This is a genomic window from Hydrocarboniphaga effusa AP103 (genome assembly GCF_000271305.1).
Taxonomy (GTDB): domain Bacteria; phylum Pseudomonadota; class Gammaproteobacteria; order Nevskiales; family Nevskiaceae; genus Hydrocarboniphaga; species Hydrocarboniphaga effusa.
Genome location: NZ_AKGD01000001.1, coordinates 1159959 through 1181629 on the forward strand (window position 1 = coordinate 1159959; position 21671 = coordinate 1181629).

The 21671-nt window shown below is 65.9% G+C and carries 18 protein-coding genes; 6 read left to right on the forward strand and 12 right to left on the reverse strand.

Annotated elements, in window-relative coordinates; genetic code table 11:
• Positions 1–54: 54 nt before the first annotated feature.
• The 8 genes from WQQ_RS05090 to WQQ_RS05125 form a co-directional block, all read right to left on the reverse strand.
• On the reverse strand, positions 55–555 hold the full coding sequence (locus WQQ_RS05090; protein ID WP_007184004.1) for a GNAT family N-acetyltransferase: 501 nt from the start codon (positions 553–555) through the stop codon (positions 55–57).
• Positions 556–560: 5 nt separating this feature from the next.
• Positions 561–1745, reverse strand: coding sequence for a hypothetical protein (locus WQQ_RS05095; protein WP_007184005.1), 1185 nt, complete (start codon positions 1743–1745; stop codon positions 561–563).
• Positions 1742–3088, reverse strand: a complete 1347-nt coding sequence (locus WQQ_RS05100) for a COG4315 family predicted lipoprotein (RefSeq protein ID WP_007184006.1) — start codon at positions 3086–3088, stop codon at positions 1742–1744. Before WQQ_RS05100 ends, WQQ_RS05095 begins: the two co-directional genes overlap by 4 nt.
• A gap of 29 nt (positions 3089–3117) precedes the next feature.
• On the reverse strand, positions 3118–4464 hold the full coding sequence (locus WQQ_RS05105; protein WP_007184007.1) for a DUF1552 domain-containing protein: 1347 nt from the start codon (positions 4462–4464) through the stop codon (positions 3118–3120).
• A 22-nt stretch (positions 4465–4486) separates the two neighbouring features.
• On the reverse strand, positions 4487–6235 hold the full coding sequence (locus WQQ_RS05110; protein WP_007184008.1) for a DUF1592 domain-containing protein: 1749 nt from the start codon (positions 6233–6235) through the stop codon (positions 4487–4489).
• 29 nt (positions 6236–6264) lie between these two features.
• Complete coding sequence (locus WQQ_RS05115; protein WP_007184009.1) at positions 6265–6807, reverse strand: hypothetical protein; 543 nt, start codon at positions 6805–6807, stop codon at positions 6265–6267.
• On the reverse strand, positions 6804–8267 hold the full coding sequence (locus WQQ_RS05120) for a sodium:solute symporter family protein (protein WP_007184010.1): 1464 nt from the start codon (positions 8265–8267) through the stop codon (positions 6804–6806). The genes WQQ_RS05115 and WQQ_RS05120 overlap by 4 nt, the downstream gene beginning before the upstream one ends.
• Before the next feature lie 259 nt (positions 8268–8526).
• Positions 8527–9762, reverse strand: a complete 1236-nt coding sequence (locus WQQ_RS05125) for a cytochrome c (protein ID WP_007184012.1) — start codon at positions 9760–9762, stop codon at positions 8527–8529.
• Positions 9763–9931: 169 nt separating this feature from the next.
• On the opposite strand from WQQ_RS05125, the gene WQQ_RS05130 reads away from it, so the two are divergent.
• Positions 9932–10909 (forward strand): LysR family transcriptional regulator, encoded by a 978-nt coding sequence (locus WQQ_RS05130; protein ID WP_157534509.1) that lies wholly within the window; start codon positions 9932–9934, stop codon positions 10907–10909.
• 16 nt (positions 10910–10925) lie between these two features.
• Here WQQ_RS05130 and hutC read toward each other — a convergent pair whose 3' ends face one another.
• Together hutC and WQQ_RS05140 are read right to left on the reverse strand one after the other, a co-directional pair.
• On the reverse strand, positions 10926–11687 hold the full coding sequence (hutC, locus tag WQQ_RS05135; RefSeq protein WP_040453038.1) for a histidine utilization transcriptional repressor HutC: 762 nt from the start codon (positions 11685–11687) through the stop codon (positions 10926–10928).
• 32 nt (positions 11688–11719) lie between these two features.
• Positions 11720–13075, reverse strand: a complete 1356-nt coding sequence (locus WQQ_RS05140) for a formimidoylglutamate deiminase (RefSeq protein WP_007184016.1) — start codon at positions 13073–13075, stop codon at positions 11720–11722.
• A gap of 182 nt (positions 13076–13257) precedes the next feature.
• Here WQQ_RS05140 and hutI point away from each other — a divergent pair, with 182 nt between their 5' ends.
• Genes hutI through WQQ_RS05165 form a run of 5 tightly spaced genes read left to right on the forward strand, consistent with a single transcriptional unit; the run spans position 13258 to position 19106 of the window.
• Complete coding sequence (gene hutI / locus WQQ_RS05145; protein ID WP_237715013.1) at positions 13258–14430, forward strand: imidazolonepropionase; 1173 nt, start codon at positions 13258–13260, stop codon at positions 14428–14430.
• Positions 14427–15968: a histidine ammonia-lyase gene (gene hutH, locus WQQ_RS05150; protein WP_007184018.1), complete on the forward strand. Its 1542-nt coding sequence runs from the start codon at positions 14427–14429 to the stop codon at positions 15966–15968. The genes hutI and hutH overlap by 4 nt, the downstream gene beginning before the upstream one ends.
• A gap of 5 nt (positions 15969–15973) precedes the next feature.
• On the forward strand, positions 15974–16795 hold the full coding sequence (gene hutG, locus WQQ_RS05155; protein WP_040453588.1) for an N-formylglutamate deformylase: 822 nt from the start codon (positions 15974–15976) through the stop codon (positions 16793–16795).
• 17 nt (positions 16796–16812) lie between these two features.
• The gene (hutU, locus tag WQQ_RS05160) at positions 16813–18480 is read left to right on the forward strand and encodes a urocanate hydratase (RefSeq protein ID WP_007184020.1); all 1668 of its coding nucleotides are present in this window, start codon (positions 16813–16815) and stop codon (positions 18478–18480) included.
• A complete protein-coding gene (locus WQQ_RS05165) occupies positions 18480–19106 on the forward strand; it encodes a HutD/Ves family protein (RefSeq protein WP_007184021.1) in 627 nt (208 codons plus the stop codon). The genes hutU and WQQ_RS05165 overlap by 1 nt, the downstream gene beginning before the upstream one ends.
• A gap of 10 nt (positions 19107–19116) precedes the next feature.
• On the opposite strand, the gene hisC is transcribed toward WQQ_RS05165, so the two are convergent.
• Together hisC and WQQ_RS05175 are read right to left on the reverse strand one after the other, a co-directional pair.
• On the reverse strand, positions 19117–20244 hold the full coding sequence (hisC, locus tag WQQ_RS05170) for a histidinol-phosphate transaminase (RefSeq protein WP_007184022.1): 1128 nt from the start codon (positions 20242–20244) through the stop codon (positions 19117–19119).
• A gap of 227 nt (positions 20245–20471) precedes the next feature.
• Positions 20472–21575 (reverse strand): NHL repeat-containing protein, encoded by a 1104-nt coding sequence (locus WQQ_RS05175; RefSeq protein ID WP_192812947.1) that lies wholly within the window; start codon positions 21573–21575, stop codon positions 20472–20474.
• Between the last annotated feature and the right edge of the window lie 96 nt (positions 21576–21671).

Here is a 21671-nt window from a genome sequence, read left to right on the forward strand (position 1 = left end):
GCGCTAGCCGCGGAAAGCGGCTCGCATCGCGCATGGATGCATTCGCGCTTGCCGTCACCCGGGCGAGGCTGCAGACAACAGCCGCGCCATGAGCAGTTGGTCCACGTATCCGGAATCGTCCGATCGCCTGTAGGCGTGGCGCATCGTGCCTTCGAGCTCGAAACCGAGCTTGCCGTAGAAGCGCTGCGCGCGCGGATTGTCGGCTTCCACGGTCAGCTCGATGCGGGTGACGCCGTCCGCGTACAGCGTCGCGATCGCGGCTTCGATCATCGACCGCGCCAGTCCGCTGCCCTGCTCTTCGGGCGCGACGGCCAGCGTGCCCAGGCGAGCCACATGGCGCGCACGCCCCTCGCCTCGCGACGCGCGGTAGAAGCCGCGCACGCGGCCCTCGCGCTCGACGACGTAGAACGCGCGACTGGCAACGAGCCCCTGCATCACGCCGAGAAACGAGGCGCGGGACATCGGGTCGAAGCCGAGGTACGGAATGACTTCGTCGGCCATGTAGATCGCATAGACGGCCTCGAAATCGGCGAGCGTCGCGAGGCGATGCGACACCGGGCTCAAGGCGTCTTCGCCACTTTCTCGGTCTCCGGATGCAGCACGTAGGCCTGCACGAGCTTGATGTCCATCGCGCCCGAAATGGCGGTGTTCTCGCCGGTCTTGGGGTCCGGATAACCATCGGCGAGACGGCGCAGGGCCTTGTAGATCGAAGCCGCCGAAGCCTGTCCGTAGGCGGCATGATGCGTGGCCCAGGCGGTGTTCATCGCGTAGTACCACTGCTCCACGTCGATGTAGCCGGCGAGCACGCCTTCGGCCGAATCGGGCTTGAGCTTCAGGCGCAGCTGCGCGCTCTTGAAGATGTTGATCGCCGGATCGCCCATGCCGTCTTCGGGAACCTGCACTTCCTTGAACGGCTCGGTGGTCAGCACGCCGTCGACGATCTTGCCCTTGGCGCTGATGATGAAGCGCTTGCCCCAGCGCGCATCGACGCGCTGCGAGCCACCCGGAACGAAGTTGCCGGTCGGGCCCGCGAGCAGGGTGTCGAGCGTGCGGTAGTACGAGACGGTGACGTCCGGATCGTTGGTGAGGCTGTCGACGCCGGTGATCTCGAAGGTCACGCGGTTGAAGGCCTTCTGCGCGCGCCACTTGGTGGTGATGATGCCGAGCTCGCCTTCCTGACGGTAATTGCGCACGCAGCCGACGACGCGGAACAGCTGGTTGTCGATGCCCTTGCGGCCGTCGTCGCTCTCGAAATCTTCCGGCGTGGTCTTGCCGTCGAGATCGACGCCGATCGCGTATTTGCCGGTGGCCTCATAGAACGGAAACTTGTCCGGCGAGGTGTCCGGCATCCAGATTTCGGCTTCGCGCTTGAGCTGGGTTTCGAGCAGCGTGCGCTTCTTGCCGTCGTTGGGGAATTCCTCGGCGAATTGCTCGCGCGGCCCGATGTTGAAGCCGTTCGGGCACTCTTCCTTGTGATCGGCGGTCTCGCGCAAACCCCACGAAACTTCATGCCAGAGCACGTAGCCGATCTTGCCGTCCGGCGGCGCCCAGTCCTTCGCCACGGCTGGCGGCGCAGCCTTGGGCGTGGGCAGGGCGGAATGCTCCGACTTCACCGACGAACCGGCTTCGGCGGCATTGCCCTGTACCGGCAGCAGTACCGGCAGCAGCAGCGCCAGTGCAGCGCAATGCGAACCCAGCGAGCGCAGCGTGAAGGAAGCCTTGGCAGCTCGGGTCGATGTCGTCATGGTGCACCTCGTCCAAAATCAGAACGCAGCCAGAAAGCCTTGTAGCCGTTGCGATAGCCGTAGAACTCGCCCCACTGGTCGGCGGTCATGTCGCCCGGCCCCTTGTCGCGGAAGTGCGTGTAGACCGGACGCTTGCGGTACGCCCAGACGTGCAGCGCGCCGGCCTGCTCGGGCTTGGCCTGCTTGCCCGTCATCGGGTCGATCCACATCGTCGTCCAGCTCAGGTTGTCGCTCTTCGCATCCCTGGCGGCCGGCACGTACGGAAAGCGCTGCAGACAGGCTTTCGGATCACCGCCACCGCAGACCGTGAAGCGATACGCCTGCGGCGAATCCGGGTGATCGCAGGCCAGCTGATCGAGCGCGTCGTCGGCGCAGTTGTAGACGTAGACGGTCTTGCCGCTCTTGTCGGCCAGAACCAGGCCCGTGGGGCTTTCCTGCACGGTGAAGTCGGCCGGCGGCTTCGGCGTGCGCTGCGTGTAGACGTTGTACCAGCTCGGCACGTCGCTGCCGTACATCTTGAAGAACGGCTCGCCGACGTGCGTGTACAGCGGCTGCTTGCGGAAGGTCCACTGACGGATGCCCGGAGACGGCTCGACGATCGCGAACTCGCCGCGCGGCTTGGCGTAGGCCGGCGCCAGGATCGGCTTCCATTCATCCAGGCACTTTCCGGCGCAGCTCGGCTTGCCGGCCGCATCCTTGGCGTTCGCGTAGACCGAGAAATTCTCGCTCGTCATGAGCATGCGACCGAGCAGCGTCGACTCGACCTTGAACTGCGGAGGCACCATCGAAGGCGCTTCGACCGGCTTGCGCACGCCGACTTCGCCCGGGTTGCCGGAATGCCCGCCGTTGACTTCGCCGGGTTGCTCGTCGAGCACCGAGGTGTAGAGCGCGTAGCCGTCGTAGACCCATTGGCGCAGGCCGTCCTTGCGCTCGACGATGGTCCACTTGCCGACCGGCTTGGCGTCCTTGTCCGCGAGCACGGCGGGCCAGACGTCGAGACAGCTCGGGCGCGTCGCGACTTCGGGCAGTTCGAAGCCGGCCGGATACGGGCTCATGAGCCCCGCATTGACGGTGTAGACGGTCTTGTCGCAGCTCGGCTGGCTCTTGCGCTCACCGACCGGGCCGTTGCGCAACTGGCGCACCGGCCACTGATACAGCGTGTGGCCGCGCGAATCGGCGAACACCGGGCCTTCCTGCCCGGTGACGACGACCTGGAAGCCCGGCGGCATCGGCACCGGCTCGAACTGCTCCTTCTCGCCGGGTTTGTCCGGCCAGGCCGAAACGCCGGACGCAGCGGCGAGAGCCGGGGTTCCGAGCAGGCACAGCAGCAGCAGATGCTTCACGGAGCATCGTTTGGCGGATTGATCGAACCTCACGCCACGATCTCGCTGAAGTGGTTGGAAGTCCGGTTGCTCTTGACGCCCCAGGCCGGGATTTCGAGCCCCATGACGCGCAGGGCCGTATAGCCGACGCGGGTGACGCCGGAGCCGCCGGCATCGATATGCAGGCCGGTCTTCACGCGACCGCCCGCACGGCCGGCGGTGAACGACACCAGCTTGTCGAGCGCATGCACGCGCGCATCACCGTGATCGGTGTTGGCGTAGATCAGCATGTTGTCGAGCAAGGTTCCGCCGCCCTCCCTGATCTTGCTGAAAGCCTCGACGAAGTAAGCCCATTCCTCGATCGCACGCGACGCGAAGTAGGCGTGGTTGGGCTGGTAGCCCAGACGCGCGTCGATCGGCTCTTCGTGCGTGGTGGTGTGGTGCGGCTTTTCGTAGCCGGCCTTCACGGTGTTGGCCTGTGCGTTCGAATACGCCATGTTGAAGACGCGCGTCTGATCGCAGGCGACCGCCATCACCATGAGGTCGGTCAGCATGCGATGGCGCTTCTGCACCATGTCCACGTCCACGCCCATCCTCGGGTCTTCGGAGACCACCGGCGGCGCATGGCAGGCCGCGATCGGAGCCGGCTTGGTGAGCTGCTGGTCGAACTGTTTCTCGAGATGGCGCAGGCCGGTGAAATACTGATCCAGGCGCTGCTTGTCGGCAGCGCCGACGGTCTTCTCGATCGACTTGATCTCGTCCATCACGCCCGACAGCACGCTGCGGCGCGCCATCACGCGCGGGCTCGGCGTGAACGTCGGCGAGTTCGGATCCTGGAAATCGGAGCCGTACAGGCGCGAATAGAACTCCAGCGGCGAAATCTCCGGCGGGTTCGGCGAGTTGGCGTTCTCGTAGCTCACGGTGTTGCGGAAATCGCCGGTCGCCGAAGCGGTCAGCGTGCGGAAGCGCGTCGAACGGCCGACTTCGTTGGCGATGGTGACGTCGATGGTTTCGCCGGGGCGCTCGCCGCTGCCGGCCGGCGCCTTGCCGGTGCGGCCGATGATCCAGCCCGAGTAATGGCAGAGGTTGGGCTCGCCGTCGCGGAACGCGGTCAGGTTGGTGATCAGGTTGACGTGCTCGCGCACACGCGCCACCGGCGCGAGCTGCTGCGGAATGTCGTAGTCGGTGCCGGTCTTGCCGGGCACCAGGATGCTGTTGTTGCCGCCGAGCCCCCAGAACCAGGTGCCGAAGCGCAGCGGCATCGGCGCGCCGCTCGCGTAGGCGTTGCCGCCGTCGTTGAGGAAGCAATCGAGCAGCGGAAGGCCCACCGTCACCACGCCGCCATTGAGCATGCCGCGCAGTACACGGCGGCGGCTCAGGTTCTTTTTGATCAGCATCGAAGCAATCCTCAATGAGCGTTCACAGTTTCGGAACGAGCGGGGCCGACAGGCTGCTCGTCATCGGTTCCGGCAAGCGGGCCGATTTCAGGTCGGGCAAGGGATGAAGCTTGCGCACCGGCTTTTCGTAGACCTTGCGGAAGGCGCTGCTCAGCGCGATCTCGCGCAGCAGGTCGGGCAGCTGGTAGCCGCTGTCGGTGAAGCGTTCCGACAGGAATTCGAGTACGCGGCGGTTGTTGCTGTCGCTCGGCGTGCCGGTGGCGTAGGCGAAGGTTCTGCGCACCGCGCACCACGGCAGCTGCGGATTGTCGTGCAGCGCCTTGCCGAGGCCGATCACGTCGGTGAACTCGACGCCGTCGAGGTTGCCGCTGGTATCGATGTCGACACCGTTTTCCTGATGGCGGAACTGGCCTGCGCCATCGAAGGATTCCATCGGCAGGCCCATCGGATCGGTGATGCGATGGCAGCCCGCGCAGGACGGATTCTTGAGATGGAAGGCGATGCGCTCGCGTGCCGTCTTGACGTTGCCGTCGGGGTTCTGCACGGCCGAGAAATCGACGTTCGCGGGCGGCTTCGGCACCACCTGGCAGAGCATGACCTCGCGCAGCGCCTTGCCGCGCAGGGTCGCCGAGCTGCGGCCCGGATGCGAATGCAGGGCCTGGAAGCTGACCTGCGTCAGCAGGCCGGCGTAAGGACTGTCGGGCGGAAACTCGTACGGCGTCCAGCCCGGGCCTTGCGCGGCCACCTTGTAGATCGGCGCCAGCGATTGCGACATGAAGGTCTGGCGCGTGGTGAACAGATCGCGATAGTCGCCACGGCGCGTCACCAGATGATCGACCACCGTGCGCAGCGTCTGCTCGCGCGCATCGACCGCCGTCTCGCCCGTGAAGCTCGGGTAGATGGTGCCGTCCTTGGTCAGCACGCCGAAGTTCTCGAACTCGAACATGTCGTCGAACAGGGCGCGCACGCCGTCTTCGAGCCTCGGGCTCGCGAGCATGCGATCGACTTCCCTGGCGAGCCCCTTGCGCGTCTGCAGCGAGCCGCTTTCGGCGGCCGCGAGCAGCTCGGCGTCGGGCGAGGCGTTCCACAGGAACAGGCTCAGCCGCGTCGCCAGCGACCAGCTGTCGAGACGCTCGGTTCCGGGCTGCTCGGGGTCGGGTTCCGCGACCTCGGCGACCAGCAGCATGTTGGGGCTCAGCAGCATGCCTTCGATCACCACGCCGAGGCCGTCGTAGAAGCTGTGCAGGGCATCGGCCGCTTCGTTGGCCTGCGTCACCAGCGCCTCGATGCGCTCGGCCGGCAGCGCGCGGCGATACAGCAGCGGCGCGGTTTCGGTGACGAAGCTGCGCGCGCAGTCGGCGTCGGCCGCATTGCTCGCCTTGGGCGTGCACGGAATCAGGTAGGCGCGGCTGTCCTCGCTGATGATCTGCGTCGCCACCTTGGCCGCGGTCTTCTGATACATCTCGAGCTGCGTATCGGTGAGGCCGGCCATCGCCGCCCCGCTCGCGAGCAGTCCGTCGGTTCGCGGCAGCGCCGAGAAGCGCGTGGTGGGCTTCATGTTGGGCCCGAACACGTAGGACAGCGTGTTGAGGTACTGCTGCTCGGTGAGCAGGCGCAGGCTGGCCGGCGTGCCCTTGGACTCGGGCTCGGCAGGCTTGCAGGCGACCAGGCCGACGACCAGGCCGGCGGCCAGCGTCGCGGCAACGGCGCGCGTGGACCACGAACGCTTGCGCGTGGCCGGCGCTGACAGGGGTTTGGATGACTCTTGCACTCTTTCGACCTCTCGGAATCAGCTATGCATCAGTGCTTCGACAGCGCCGCCTGATGGCGATCGAGCCGGCTCAACACCAGCGGCGCCAGGCGCTCTTCCAACAGGCCCGGCGTCTTTGCAGGCGACCGCGGCCAGAACACCGAGAGCCCGAAACTCGCATCGCGCTTGCGCACCGCGAGTCCGTCTCCCCACCACAACGCTTCGTCGCCGAACGCGCGAGCGCTCGGCTGACGCGCCAGCACGCCACTCGCCGCGGCTTCGCGGAACGAATCCAGGAATTCGTGCGCGCGTCCGCTGCCGGGCGGCCACTGCATGGCGTTGAGGATCACGAAGCGGCGGCCCTGCGGCTCGCCGGCCTGCTGCGTGAACGCCCACACGCAGGACGACGACCACGCGCCGTTCGATTCCATACCGGCGTCGTCGCGAGCACCCGGCTCGACCGCATGCCCGATCGCGCGCTCGATCTGCGCCGCATCGAGCAGCGCGCAGGCATCGATGCGCTCAGGCTCCGGCGTTGCCGCAGCGAGCGGCAACGCGAGCATCAGCAGCAGGGCGATCGCGGCGTGTTTCACGGCTGCGCGCGCGACGCCGTCACGGCATCGTTGATCGCCGCGTTCGACCCGGCTGCTTTCGAGTTGCGGACGCGCGCATCCCAGCGGGCGAGCACGGCCGTCGAAGTCGGCTTGTCGAGCAGGCTGAAGACGATGAAGCAGACCAGGCTGCCGGCGAGGCCGATGTAGATCGGCAGGTTGGCGTAGATGTCGCGCAGCACGGCCATGGTGCCGAGCGTTCCGGCCATGCCCGCGAAGATGCTCGCGATCGCGCCGCGCGCGGTGCCGCGGCGCCAGATCATGCCGCCGAGCACCGCCACCATCAGGCCGCCGACGAGAATGTCGGACGCGATCGTCAGCGCCGCGATGACGTCCTGCAGCAGGCAGGCGATGGCGGCCATGGCGATGCCGAACACCACGATGTAGAAGCGGCTCTGGCCGATCTCGTCATGCGCGCTGCTGTCGCGGCGGCGACCGCGCACGTCTTCCTTGGCGACGGTGGCGGTGGCGATCAGGCAGCCGCTCGAGGTCGACATGATCGCGGACAGCGCACCGGCGACCACCAGTCCCGCGACGCCGGCCGGCAGCAGCAGGCGCACGATCTCGGTGTACACCGCATCGCGGCCGACCAGGCCCGGCAGCAGCACCTTGGCCGACATGCCGATCAGCGCGCCCGCAAGGCCATACGCGAAGCCATAGCCTGCGGCGGCGAGGCCCGCCCAGCGCGCGACCGAATCGCTGCGCGCGGTGAACACGCGCTGCCAGAGATCCTGACCGATCACCATCGTCGGCACGTAGAGAATCACATAGGTGAAAATGTTGCCGGCGCCGAGCTTCATGAAGTCGAAGGCCTGGGCGTCGAGCTTGGCATGCAGTCCCTCGAAGCCGCCGGCCTTGAGCAGCGCCATCGGCAGCAGGATGAAGAAGATGCTCGCGGTCTTGAGGACGAACTGCACCATGTCGGTCAGCGTGATCGACCACATGCCGCCGAGCACCGAATAGACGATGACGACGCTGCTGCCGATCAGGATCGCCGGCACCTTGCCGATGTCGAACAGCACCGAGAAGATCGCGCCGTAGGCGATCGTCGAGGTCACCGCAATCATCAGCGTGTAGCTCAGCATGACGATGCCGGAGACCTTGGTGCCCATGTCACCGTAGCGCAGTTCCAGCATCTGGCTCACGGTGTAGACCTTGAGCCGGTTGATCATCGGGGCCAGGATCAGGCTGATCAGCGCAACGCCGGCCGACATCGAGAACACCAGCCAGACACCCGACAGGCCGTGCTGGTAGCCCAGGCCGATGCCGCCGAGCGTGGCGCCGCCGCCCATGACCAATGCCGCCAGCGTGCCGGCATAGAGCACCGGGCCGAGGCGACGGCCCGCGACCAGGAAGTCGGCCTGCGTCTTGGCGCGCGCCTTGGCGTACCAGCCGATGCCGATCATGCCGGCCATGTAGAGCGCGATGACGAGCAAGTCCATTTCAGCGGCTCCGGCCGGCGAGCGCAGCCGCCCGCGAATCGACGCTGCCCTGCCCCTTGCGTGTCGGCGCAGCAGTCAATCTCCCTTCATGTTTCAGCGTCATGCTTGGCGTTGCCATAAGCGCAATTTCCTGAGTCTGTTTACCGGCTCATCGAAGTTCGAATCAATGAGCCTGGGGTGGTTACGATTTAGCAGGGCTAAACGCTGTGCTTGCGCACAAATGCGGTGCGCCGCCCTAAATGGCGCACCATTTGAAAGCTTAGCGCAGCCGGTCGATGTCGCTCGGCTTGACCTCGCCGGCCGCGTTGCCCCACGAGTTCCGCACATAGCTCAGCAAGGCGGCGGCCTGCTCGTCGCTGAGCTTCTGCGCGAACGGCGTCATCGACTGCCAGGGCCGCATGCGCCACTGGCTCGATGGCGCCTCCTGCGGCAGCCGCGGCCCGTTGATCACCAGGTCGATCAGCGAAGACGGATCGGGCGCCTGTGCGAGCGCGCTGCCGGCCAGCGGAGGCGCGGTATCGTCCGAGCCCAGGCCCGTCGGCAGATGGCAGGTTCCGCAATGGATGTCGTATTGCTTGGCGCCGAGTTCCATCACCGCCTTGCTCGGGCGGCGGCCGGTGTCGCCCGCGGCCGGCAGCCCCTTCAGGTAGACGGCCATGGCCTGCACGTCGGCATCGCTCAGATAGCGCGTACTGTTGAGCACGACTTCGTTCATGGTGCCCATCAGACGCGTGCGCGTGTTGATGCCGGGCTTCAGGTAGCCGGCGATGTCGGCCTCCGACCAGGCGCCCAGGCCATACGGAGCGGCGGTGAGATTCGGCGCTGCGCGGGGTACCGGCCCACGCTCTTCGTCGAACTCCTGTAGCACGCCGCCGGTGTACAGCGCGCCGGTCTTTTCGGCGCCGAGCGCGTTGCGCGGCGAATGGCAGGCGCTGCAATGCGCGAGCGCCTCGACCAGATAGGCGCCGCGATTCCATTGCTCGGATCGGCTCGCGTCGTTCACGTAGCGCCCCGGCTTGAAATACAGCGCCTTCCAGACGCCCATCAGGGCGCGCTGATTGAACGGAAAGCGCATCTCGTTCGGCCGCGCCGGCGCATTGACCGGCTTGAGGCTCATGAAATATGCGTATAGGTCATGCAGATCGGCATCGTCGATCTTGGTGAAGTTCGTATACGGAAAAGCCGGATAGAGATGCTCGCCGTCGGGACGCACGCCGTGGCGCATGGCCGCTTCGAACTGATCGAAGCTCCAGCTGCCGATGCCGGTGTCCTTATCGGGCGTGATGTTGGTCGAATAGATCGTGCCGAAGTCGGTCGCGAACGGCACGCCGCCGGCGAACACGGCGCCGCCCGGAGTCGTATGGCAGCTGACGCAATTGGCTGCGCGAACCAGATACTCGCCCCGATCGACCTGCGGCTCCGCTCTTGCGGAAGACAGCAACGCCCAGAGCGACAAGCCCAGGACGAAGCGAGGAGCAAGCTTTACCACGAACATTCGCAACTCCCTTACCAGGCGCAAACCGCCCGGCGCTTCCATCTGCAATTTCCAAGCCCGTTTTAGTCTATACAAACAAATCTTTTTGACTGTACATTAAATTTCCCAAGCGAAGACATCGCCAAGGTTTCCCTTTCCCGCCGCGCCACCCATCAGCGACTTGCACGCCATGTCCAGCCCTCCTCGAGACCCTTCGGATACGACGGTGGCGATGCTGCCGCCGGTGCGCGCCATACAGGCATTCGAAGCCATCGTCCGATGCGGGAGCGTCGCCGCGGCCGCCGATGAGCTCGGCGTCTCTTCTGGGGCGATCAGCCAGCAGTTGCACAAGATCGAGCACGAGCTCGGCGTCAAATTGCTGAAGCGCGACGGCCGCTCGCTGACACTGACCTCGTGGGGCCGTATCTACTACGAACAAGTACGTACGGCCTTCGACGAGCTGCGGCGCGGACAGCATCGGCTGCAGATCGCGCGCGCCAGAACGGGCATCGCCATCAGCGCGCCGCCGTCGCTCGCCATCTGGCTGCAGCGGCCGATACTGCAATGGAGTTCAGCGAACCCGGCGGTCAGCCTGCGCATGATCGGCTCGGAACGCGAGCCGGCGCTGCTCGACGAAAGCATCGACTTCCGGCTTTGCTACGGCACCGATGCGCGTCGCTACGATCGCTTCTCCGAGCTGTTCCGCGATGCGGTGGTTCCCGCGTGCTCGCCCGAATTCCTGCGCGACCATCCGGTGAAAAGTGAGGGCGACGTGCTTTCGCATCCCCTGATCGAAATCGCCTGGGAGAACCGCCATCGCCCGCCGCCGTCGTGGGCCGACTGGGCCTGGTCCGTGGGGCTGTCGCCTCCGCGTCAGTCGAGTCAGCTGACGTTCTCGCTCGCCGGGGCCGCGATCGACGCCGCGCAGGACGGCGGCGGATTCGTGCTCGGGCAGGTGTCGATCATCGCCGAACACGTGCGCCGCGGCCGCCTCGCCGTGCCCGTGAACCGGCCGCTGAACCTGCCCGAATCCTATTTCCTGGCCTGGGAGCGCGACACGCTCGACAGGCCGATCTGCGCCGACTTCCGCAATGCCCTGATCGCCGCGGGCCGCCAGCAGCAGGAGCTGTCGGCAGGCTCGGAAATGCCGCCCTCGAAACGCGCTTGAACGCAGCGCGCGAGGATCAAGGCGTCTCGGAGCTCAGCGTCGTGAACGTCGCGACCAGCTCGTGCAGCGCGCCCGGATACGTCAATCGCACGAAGGTGATCGGCGAGGCCACGGTGCGGGTGGTGCGCTCCACGATCAGGCACGGAGTGCCGACCTTGATCTTGAGGCGCGCCGAAACCTCCGGCGTGGACCCCGAGGCCCGTATGCGATGTTCGGCCACCGCCCAGGGCACCTGACGCAGTAGCCAGGCGCCCGGCGAAATTGCGGAAAAGTCCTCGGAAGCCGCATCGGCCACTGCCTGCAGGTTGATGAGCCGGTACTCGTCGCAGAACGGCTGATCCTTGGCGAAATGACGGCAGGTGAGTTCGAGCACCGGCACCACTTCGTCCGCATGCAGCAGGGCGCGGTCATCGCGCGTCGAACGACGCTTGCGGCGTTCGACCACTTCGAACCGATACGGCAGGCCGAGCGCGACGACCTCGTTCTTGATGTCCTGAATCGACAGCACGGCCGATTGCGACTGCGGCGTGCTGACGAAACTGCCCACCTTGCGATGCCGCTCGATGACACCGGCGCGAGCGAGTTGCGTCAGCGCCTTGTTCACCGTCATGCGCGAACAGCGGTACTGCTGCATCAACTCATGTTCGACCGGGATCCGACGTCCCGGCTCCCACCGGCCCGACAGAATGTTGCCCTGGATATCCGCAAGGATGCGCTGGTGCAACGACGTCAGAACCTGCCCGGAGCGCGTGCCCTTTCGAGCTGAAGCCGGCTGCATTTTCCTGACGACTGGCCGTCCCCCATTTTCCTTCAAGCACACAACTCCTTCATCGCTTGGTGATAAGCACGCCTGATCGACTCGCGTCGACGGTGTCGCCCCTGTTCGACCTGCTTGCTGGCCCTGACCCAGACACAATCCACGATGCCGCCGACGCCCGCGAACAGCCAGGAGTCGATCAAGGCATCCCCCCGACGGCAGATCATGGCCGGCTCATCGGCCGCCAAGCTCACAAGATTCGCAATACTACCCTCTGCGATGCCCGCGTCGGCAGCACCGAGCGCCGACGCCCCACCGGACAGCGCGCGCTGAAACAAGGCCATGCCGGTCGAATGCGTCCGCAGGCCGATCACGTTGCGGACCTTGCAGGACAGGCGCTGAGTGTACTCCAGAAGCGAGAGTTCGCCGGCCACGCCGATGCAGACGTTGGAGTCCGTGCCGATCCCGAATTGCCCGCCGGCAGCCAGGAATTCGGTCGCCGGAAAGATGCCGTCGCCCAGGTTCGCCTCGGTGATCGGGCATAAACCGACGATGGCCCCGCTGCGCGCGATGCCGATGATCTCGGCCTCGTCGACATGCGTCGCGTGCACCAGACACCAGCGCGCGTCCACCTCGATATTGTCGAGCAGCCATTGCACCGGACGAAGTCCGGACCATGCGATGCAGTCGCGCACTTCACTGAGCTGCTCGGCGATGTGAATGTGCACCGGCGATTCCGGCAGCAGTTGCACCACTTCGGTGAGTTCGTCCGGGGTCACTGCCCGAAGACTGTGCGGAGCCACCCCGAGCACGCTCCCCGACTGATGGCTCAGCAGCTCCTTGCAGCGCTCGATCAAGCGCTGATAGTCATCGAGTCCATGCACGAAGCGGCGCTGGATGGCGTTCGGCGGCCGACCGCCGAACGACGCATGCGCGTAGAACACCGGCAACAGCGTCAGCGAAATGCCCGTCTCGCCCGCAGCCGCGGCGATGCGCCCGGCCATTTCAGCCGGATCGGCGAACGGGCGTGCATCGGCGTCGTGATGCAGATAGTGGAACTCGCCGACGCGGCAATAACCGGCCTCGAGCATCTCGACATAGGCCTGCGCGGCAACCGCCTGCAACTGATCGGGCGTCATGCGCGAAGCGAAGCGGTACATGGTTTCGCGCCAGCTCCAGAAATCGTCCGTGCTCGGGCCGCGCGCCTCCGCGAGCCCCGCCATGCCGCGCTGAAACGCATGACTGTGCAGGTTCGACATCGCCGGGACGACGACGGCATGGCGCTCGTCGCCGGGCTGCATCGCCGCGTCCGCCTCGATCTTCGCGATGCGCTCGCCCTGCAGATGCACGCGAGCGGATTGCTGCCAACCATCCGTCGTCAACAGTTGCTCGACATAAAGAACCGTCATGTTCTCGAACCTCGGTGAAAGACTTCAGTGAAACCTGGGATGGATCTTGCGTTGAAAGTTATTATGACTATACATTAACCGCACATCGGACAGTACGCGCAACCCGCTCTTCAAACTTCATGCCTTCCGCAACACCAGATCAAAGCTCCTTGCGCCTGTGGCGCAATGCCAGGCTCGCCACGATGGCGAGTGGCATCGGCGCCCCTGCAGACGTCGCTTCCAAGGCTGCGATCCTGGTGCGTGGCGATCGCATCGTGCATGCAGGCGCCGAGAGCGATCTTCCCGCCTTCGACGCCAGCGCCTGCGAAACCCTCGATTGCGAAGGACGCTGGATTACTCCCGGCCTGATCGATTGCCACACGCATCTCGTGCACGCCGGCAATCGAGCGAAGGAATTCGAGATGCGCCTGAACGGCGCCTCGTATCAGGAGATCGCCGCAGCGGGCGGCGGCATTCTGTCGACCCTGCGCGCTACGCGTGCAGCGAGCATCGATCAGCTGATCGAGCAGGCCTTGCCGCGACTCGATGCATTGATCGCGGAGGGCGTCACCACGATCGAGATCAAATCGGGTTACGGACTGGACCTCGAATCCGAACGTCGCATGCTCGGCGCGGCACGCAAGCTCGCCACATTGCGCCCCGTTCATGTGCACACGACTTTTCTCGGCGCACATGCGGTACCGCCCGAAATGGCCGGCAATGCCGATGCCTACATCGAGGCCGTAACCCAGCAGATGTTGCCCGCATTGGCTGCCGATGGTCTCGTCGATTCGGTCGATGGATTCTGCGAGGGCATCGCGTTCTCGCCGGCTCAGATCGGACGCGTGTTCGACGCCGCGGCCGCGCTCGGCGTTCGCGTGCGCCTGCATGCGGATCAGCTCAGCAATCTCGGCGGTGCTGCGTTGGCCGCACGGTATTCGGCACTGTCGGCAGACCACATCGAGTACACCGACGAGGCCGGCGTCGAAGCGCTGGCGCGTGCGGGCACCGTCGCCGTCCTGCTGCCGGGCGCCTTCTATTTCCTGCGCGAGAAGCAGCTGCCTCCGGTCGAGTTGCTGCGTCGCCACGGCGCGCGGATCGCGATCGCCACCGACTGCAACCCGGGCACTTCCCCGATGACCTCGCTGCTGCTGGCGATGAACATGGCGGCGACGCAGTTCCGGCTCACCGTCGAAGAGTGCCTGGTCGGCACCACCCGCGCCGCAGCACAGGCGCTCGGCATGCAGCAGGACATCGGCACGCTCGAAGCCGGCAAGTTCGCCGACTTCGCCATCTGGAACATTCAGGATCCGGCGGAACTCGTCTACCGGATTGGTTTCAACCCACTACATTCCCGCATCTGGAGGGGACAATGATCGCGATCGTACTCAAGCCTGGCTCGACGACGCTCGGGGACTGGCGCGAGATTTATCGCGGCGCGGTACCGAGGCTCGATGCTTCCTGCCGCAGCGCAATCGAAAACGGCGCCGCGGCGATCGCGCGCATCCTGGCGCGCGGCGAGCCGGTCTACGGCATCAACACGGGCTTCGGCAAGCTCGCTTCGGTGCGCATCGAGAACGCCGATCTCGAACGGCTGCAGCAGAACATCGTGCTCTCGCACGCGGCCGGCACCGGCGCGCCGCTGCCGACCCACATCACGCGCCTGATGATGGCGCTGAAGCTCGCCAGCCTCGGCCAGGGCGCTTCGGGCATACGCCCGACCACGCTCGATTTTCTCGAGACCATGCTGTCCGCGAACATCATTCCGGTGGTTCCGGCGCAAGGTTCGGTCGGCGCTTCGGGCGACCTCGCTCCGCTCGCGCACATGACCGCGGCGATGATCGGCGTCGGTGAAGTGGACACGCCCTCGGGCCGCTTGCCGGCCGTCGAAGGCCTGGCGCTCGCCGGCCTGCAGCCGCTCACGCTCGGGCCCAAGGAAGGCCTCGCGCTGCTGAACGGAACGCAATTCTCGACCGCCGTCGGCCTCGCCGCCCTGTTCGAAGCCGAGGTGCTCTACCAGAGCGCGCTGGTCACCGGCGCGCTGACCACCGACGCCGCGCGCGGCACCGACACGCCGTTCGATCCGCGCATCCATGCGCTGCGCCGTCATCAAGGCCAGATCGAGGCGGCCGAAGCCCTGCGCGAACTGATGGCCGGCAGCGCGCTGCGCGCCTCGCACCTGGTCGACGACGATCGCGTGCAGGACCCCTACTGCCTGCGCTGCCAGCCACAGGTGATGGGCGCCTGCCTCGATCTGCTGCGCAATGCCGCCAGTTTCCTCGCAACCGAGGCCAACGGCGTTTCCGATAATCCATTGATCTTCACCGAGAACGACGAAGCGCTGTCGGGCGGCAACTTCCACGCCGAACCGGTCGCCTTCGCCGCCGACATGATCGCGATCGCGGTCTGCGAAATCGGCTCGCTCGCCGAACGCCGCATCGCCATGCTGATCGATCCGGGCATTTCCGGCCTGCCGGCGTTCCTGACGCCGCGTCCGGGCCTGAACTCGGGCTTCATGATTCCGCAGGTCACCGCGGCCGCGCTGGTCTCCGAGAACAAGCAGCGCGCCTACCCGGCGAGCGTCGATTCGATTCCGACTTCGGCGAACCAGGAGGACCACGTGTCGATGGCCGCGCACGGCGCGCGCCGCCTGCTGCCGATGGTCGAGAACGCCACCGCGGTCATCGCGATCGAATTGCTGATGGCCGCGCAGGGTTGCGACTTCCGCGCGCCGCTGAAGTCGAGTTCGCCGCTCGAAGCGGCGCGCTCGGCGCTGCGCGAGCGCGTCGCCACGCTCGAAGACGATCGCTACCTGTATCCGGACATGGAGAATGCGACCGCGCTCGTGCGCAGCGGTGCGATCGCCAACGCGGTCGGCGTTCGACTGCCGCAGGTCCTGCCGGAGGCTCGTTGAGCGACATGAGCGACTGGCTGTCCGTCACGCGCGGCGACGCGCCGCTGCTGCTGAGCATTCCGCATTCCGGCACCGACCTGCGCGAAGTCGAATCACGCTTCGTTTCGCCCTGGCTCGCGCGCAAGGATGCGGACTGGTGGATCGGCGATCTGTATTCGTTCGCGACGGCGCTCGGTGCGACGATCGTGCGCACCACGGTTTCGCGCAGCGTCATCGACGTCAATCGCGACCCATCGGGAATCTCGCTCTATCCAGGCATGGCGACCACCGAGCTGTGTCCGAGCACGACCTTCGATGGTGAGCCGCTCTATCGCGACGCCACGCCGCTGAGTACGGCCGAGATCGACGATCGCCGCGCACGCTACTTCGATCCGTATCACGCCGCCTTGCGCGAAGAGCTTGCGCGCCTGCGCCAGCTGCATGCGCGCGTGGTCATCTACGATTGCCATTCGATCCGCTCGCGCATTCCGCGCCTGTTCGAGAGCGAACTGCCGCAGTTCAATCTCGGCAGCAACAGCGGCCAGTCCTGCGATCCGGCGCTGAGCATCGCAGCACAAGGCGCCTGTGCGAGCTCCGGCTACAGCCACGTGCTCAACGGCCGTTTCAAGGGCGGCTACATCACGCGCCACTACGGTCGCCCGCAGGATGGCGTTCATGCGCTGCAGATGGAGCTGGCCTGCCGCGGCTACATCGAAGAACCCATCGGCGCCGTGTCCTCCGACAACTGGCCGACACCCTACGACGCGGAGTTCGCAGCGCCGCTGCGCTCCGTCCTGCATACCGTGCTCTCGCGCTGCATCGAGTTCGCACAAAGCCCTCAAGCCTGAACTTCTAGGTATTCCGAATGCGTCGAATCGACAAGACCCGCACCATCCGTGCAGCGCACGGCAGCACGCTGAGCGCCAAGAGCTGGCTCACCGAAGCGCCGCTGCGCATGCTCATGAACAATCTCGACCCGGACGTCGCCGAGCGGCCTGAAGAGCTCGTCGTCTATGGCGGCATCGGCCGCGCCGCACGCGATTGGGACAGCTACGATCGCATCGTCGCCGCCCTCCGGCGGCTCGAGGATGACCAGACCCTGCTCGTGCAATCGGGCAAGCCGGTCGGCGTGTTCCGCACGCACCGCGATGCGCCGCGCGTGCTGATCGCCAACTCCAACCTGGTGCCGCACTGGGCCAATTGGGAGCACTTCAGCGAGCTCGATAAGAAGGGCTTGATGATGTACGGCCAGATGACCGCCGGCTCGTGGATCTACATCGGCTCGCAGGGCATCGTGCAGGGCACTTACGAAACCTTCGTCGAAATGGGCCGCCGCCATTACGAAGGCAGCCTCAAGGGCCGCTGGATCCTGACCGCCGGCCTCGGCGGCATGGGCGGCGCGCAGACGCTCGCCGCGACCATGGCCGGCGCGAGCTGCCTGGCCATCGAATGCCGTCAGTCGAGCATCGATTTCCGCTTGCGCACGGGCTACGTCGACGTCTGCGCCAAGGATCTCGACGAGGCGCTGGCGATCCTCGAAGACTGCAAGCGCACGGGCAAGGCGCTGTCGGTCGCATTGCGTGGCAACGCGGCCGAAGTGCTGCCCGAGCTACTCAAGCGCGGCGTGAAGCCCGATGCGGTCACCGACCAGACCTCGGCTCACGACCCGGTCAACGGCTACCTGCCGCTCGGCTGGACGGTCGAGGAATGGGAGTCGAAGCGCGCAAGCGATCCGAAAGCCGTCGCCGAGGCCGCGAAGGATTCGATGGCCGTGCACGTCAAGGCGATGCTCGAGTTCCACAAGCAGGGCATTCCGACCTTCGACTACGGCAACAACATCCGCCAGGTCGCTTTCGATCGTGGCGTCACCGATGCCTTCGCGTTTCCGGGCTTCGTTCCGGCCTACATCCGTCCGCTGTTCTGTCGTGGCGTCGGCCCGTTCCGCTGGGCCGCGCTGTCGGGCGATCCGGAAGACATCTACAAGACCGACCAGAAGGTCAAGGAGCTGATTCCGGACGACAAGCATCTGCACAACTGGCTCGACATGGCGCGCGAGCGCATTCACTTCCAGGGCCTGCCCGCGCGCATCTGCTGGGTCGGTCTCGGCGATCGCGATCGCCTGGGCCGCGCGTTCAACCAGATGGTCGCCTCGGGCGAACTCAAGGCGCCGATCGTGATCGGCCGCGATCATCTCGATTCGGGCTCGGTGTCTTCGCCGAATCGCGAAACCGAGGCGATGCAGGACGGCTCGGATGCGGTTTCCGACTGGCCGCTGCTCAACGCGCTGCTCAACACCGCATCGGGCGCGACCTGGGTTTCGCTGCATCACGGCGGCGGCGTCGGCATGGGCTTCTCGCAGCATTCGGGCATGGTCATCGTCTGCGACGGAACCGCCGAAGCCGATGCGCGCCTCGCCCGCGTGCTCTGGAACGATCCGGGTACCGGCGTCATGCGTCATGCCGATGCCGGCTACGACATCGCGATCGACTGCGCACGCACGCGCGGACTGGATCTTCCGGGCATCACCGACTGATGCACGCAAGCCCGGATCGCTTCAAGGTTCTGCGCGCGAAGTCCTATGCGCGCATGCCCTGGAAGAACGGCGGCGGAGAGACGCGCGAGATCGCGATCTTTCCGTCCGCCGCGAGCCTGGACACGCTCGAGTGGCGCGTCAGCATGGCCGTGGTCGCGCAGGACGGCCCGTTCTCATCCTTCCCCGGCATCGATCGCACGCTGTGCGTGCTCGAAGGCGCTGGGATGGAACTCGATTTCGGCTCCGGTGGCGGCATCAAGACCGTCACGCCGACGAGCGCTCCGTTCGAGTTCGCGGCGGACAGGCCGCTGCAGGCACGGCTCCTCGACGGCGCGATCACCGATCTGAACGTGATGTCGCGCCGCGAGCGCTATCGCCACAGCGTTCGTCGGCTACCGCTGGAGCCACGGCCGATCTCGGTCGGCTCGATGGCGAACTGGACGCTGCTGTTCTGCGAGCAAGGCAATGTCCGCTGCAGGCTCGCGAACGATCCCGAGATCGCGCTCGATACCTGGGATTGCCTGCTGCTCAGCCAAACCACGGCCCTGTTCGAGCTGCGCTCGGACGCGAGGGCGACGGCCGCCGCGTCCGTTTGCCTGATCGAGCTTTACCGCATCAAGCCCTGAGCCATCAGGGCTAGGCCTGCAGGATGGCCGACAGCGCGGCCAGCAGCTGGTCGTTCTCGGCCGCCGTGCCGATCGATGCCCGCACGAAAGTCCGATAGCTCGGCTCGAGCCAGGGCTTCACCACCACGCCGGCCCTGAGCAGATCGATCGCGAGTTCCGCGCTGTCGCGGCCCGAATCGAAGAACAGGAAATTGCCCTCCGATCGCGCCACGCGCAGGCCCATGGCGCCCAGCGCGGCCGCAACGCGATCACGCTCCACGCGAATCCTGGAGACGGCTTCGCGCATCCAGGCTTCGTCGCCGAGCGCGGCGACCGCCGCGGCCTGCGCGACGGCGTTGACGTTGAACGGCGTCTTGGCGGCCGAGAGCATCTTGGCGATCTTGATACTCGAGCAAACCGCATAACCGACTCGCAGGCCGGCGAGCCCGAACGCCTTGGAGAAAGTGCGCAGCACGATGTACGGGCGCTGCGCCTTCTTGAGCATCGCCAGGCCATCGGGAATCGCGTCGGATACGAACTCGTGATAGGCCTCGTCGAGCACGAACAAGCTCGTCTTCGGCGTGGCTTCGATCACGCGTGCGAGCCCTGCGTGATCGAGCGCCGCACCGACCGGATTCCACGGCGACGGCAGGAAGAAAATGTTCGGCCCGCTCGACAAGGCCGCTGCGATGGCGGGAACGTCGAAATCGAAGTCCGCCGTCATCGGCACCTTGACGACGCTCGCACCGACCGCGAGCGGCTCGATCTCGTGCAGGCCGAAGCACGGAGCGACAGTCAAGGCGCTCGCGCCTTCGGTCAGGAAGGCGCGCGAGGCCGCGGCGATCATTTCCTCGGAGCCGTTGCCGATCACGATCTCGTTCGCGTCGACCTCGAGCCTGGCCGCCAGGGTCGCTCGCAACAGTTCGCAGTTGGGATCCGAATAGCGCCAGAACTCCACGCTGCCGTCGCTGAGCACACGGCTCACGGCCGGCGAACAACCATGCGGATTCTCGTTGCTCGCCAGTCGCGCGATCTGATCGAGCCCGCTGACCGCCTTGGCGGCGGCGAGATTGAGCCCTGCGTTGTACTTCGGCAGAGCGGCGACATGCGGGTTGTAGTACGGCTCGGCCTGAGGCGAGCCGGGTTCATCGACTTTCACTATTTTCTCCGCTCTTTCTTGCTGAGTCGGTTTGGGAACGCCGTGGCGCCGGCCACGACGGTTGAAGCGAATGCGTGCCGACGCATGAGAGGCGCAGTGCGGCAGCAGGGCAGCGGCCCGGTGCAGGATCGGCCTGGGCTTGCCTGGATGAATTGGGATCGGTAGCGCGACCCCGAATGGCCATCGGATCGCCGATGACCATTCGGGGCGCGTGGACTAGCGCCGTCTCAGGGCTTGACGCCGTTGACGATCTTGAGCTTCTGCACGCGGAAATCCTCCGACGTGAAGATGTTGCCCTTGAGGTCGAATTCCATCTGATGGTTGCGCTGATACTCGCCGGCATAAGTACCGTAGTGACCGAAGCGGCTGAGCTCCTTGAGGTCGGAGCGACGCAGGATCACCGTCTCGAAGTTGCCCGGATCGTTCATGACCATGAAAGTGTTCTTCGCATCCGGCCACATGCTGACGTTGCCGACCGAGCCCGAACCCTTGGTCATCGGCTCGTAGACTTGTTCGGCCACGAAAGTGCCGTCCTTCTTGAACACCTGCAGACGGTTGTTGAGGCGATCGCAGACATACAGCAAACCGTCTTTCGCACTGCGGATGCAGTGCACGAGATTGAACTGCTTGGGCAGCTCGGGGCCGCCGTCGTAGCGCGGCAGTTTCTCGTCGGTCGGCGGCTTGCCGTAAGCGCCCCACTGGCGCTTGAACTTGCCGGTGTCCGCATCGAACACGATCACGCGGTGATTGCCGTAGCCGTCGGCGATGAAGACTTCGTTGGTCACCGGGTCGACGTCGACGGCCGCGGCGCCGCTGAGCTGCGTCGTATCCAGGCTGCCCTTGGATGGTCCAGGGCCGCCGATCTGCAGCAGGAATTTTCCATCCGGACTGAACTTCAGATACAGGCCGTCGGGTTGGCTGCCGTCGGCGCCGACGCGCGTCTGGCTGCCGCCGATCCAGATGTTGCCCTTGTAATCGACATACAGGCCGTGACCGGCCGACGGCCAGTCGTAGCCTTGCTTCTTGGCGTCTTCTGGGCCGCCCCAGGCGCGCACGACGTTGCCGGCTTCGTCGAACTCGATGATCGCCGGCGCCGCCACGCAGCACTTGCCGGTCGGCGGAGTCTGCGCTGCGCCGAGCGCGTATTTGGGAACGAGTTCGGGGCTGTGATACAGCCACAGATGATTCTTGGCATCGACGTGGATGCCGTTGATGAGGCCGAGCGCCCAGTGGTTCGGCAGCGGCAGCTTGGGCCAGGTCGGGTCGAGTGCGTACTCGGGCACTTTTTCCGCCGCGGGCGCAGCGGCCTGCACATTCAGGGGCGCCAGCATCAGCGCCAGCCAACACAGTGTCGATCGGATCGTCGAGCGTCTCATAACAAGCGTTTCTCGGTAGCGGCGCAAACGCATGATGCGTCCGCGCAAGCA

Excerpts from the sequence above, each read along its gene's own strand:
- WQQ_RS05095 (WP_007184005.1), bottom strand. The coding sequence starts at position 1,745 with ATGACGACATCGACCCGAGCTGCCAAGGCTTCCTTCACGCTGCGCTCG.
- WQQ_RS05105 (WP_007184007.1), bottom strand. The coding sequence starts at position 4,464 with ATGCTGATCAAAAAGAACCTGAGCCGCCGCCGTGTACTGCGCGGCATG.
- WQQ_RS05120 (WP_007184010.1), bottom strand. The coding sequence starts at position 8,267 with ATGGACTTGCTCGTCATCGCGCTCTACATGGCCGGCATGATCGGCATC.
- WQQ_RS05125 (WP_007184012.1), bottom strand. The coding sequence starts at position 9,762 with ATGTTCGTGGTAAAGCTTGCTCCTCGCTTCGTCCTGGGCTTGTCGCTC.
- WQQ_RS05130 (WP_157534509.1), top strand. The coding sequence starts at position 9,932 with ATGTCCAGCCCTCCTCGAGACCCTTCGGATACGACGGTGGCGATGCTG.
- hutC (WP_040453038.1), bottom strand. The coding sequence starts at position 11,687 with ATGCAGCCGGCTTCAGCTCGAAAGGGCACGCGCTCCGGGCAGGTTCTG.
- WQQ_RS05140 (WP_007184016.1), bottom strand. The coding sequence starts at position 13,075 with ATGACGGTTCTTTATGTCGAGCAACTGTTGACGACGGATGGTTGGCAG.
- hutI (WP_237715013.1), top strand. The coding sequence starts at position 13,258 with ATGGCGAGTGGCATCGGCGCCCCTGCAGACGTCGCTTCCAAGGCTGCG.
- hutH (WP_007184018.1), top strand. The coding sequence starts at position 14,427 with ATGATCGCGATCGTACTCAAGCCTGGCTCGACGACGCTCGGGGACTGG.
- hutG (WP_040453588.1), top strand. The coding sequence starts at position 15,974 with ATGAGCGACTGGCTGTCCGTCACGCGCGGCGACGCGCCGCTGCTGCTG.
- hutU (WP_007184020.1), top strand. The coding sequence starts at position 16,813 with ATGCGTCGAATCGACAAGACCCGCACCATCCGTGCAGCGCACGGCAGC.
- WQQ_RS05165 (WP_007184021.1), top strand. The coding sequence starts at position 18,480 with ATGCACGCAAGCCCGGATCGCTTCAAGGTTCTGCGCGCGAAGTCCTAT.
- WQQ_RS05175 (WP_192812947.1), bottom strand. The coding sequence starts at position 21,575 with ATGCTGGCGCCCCTGAATGTGCAGGCCGCTGCGCCCGCGGCGGAAAAA.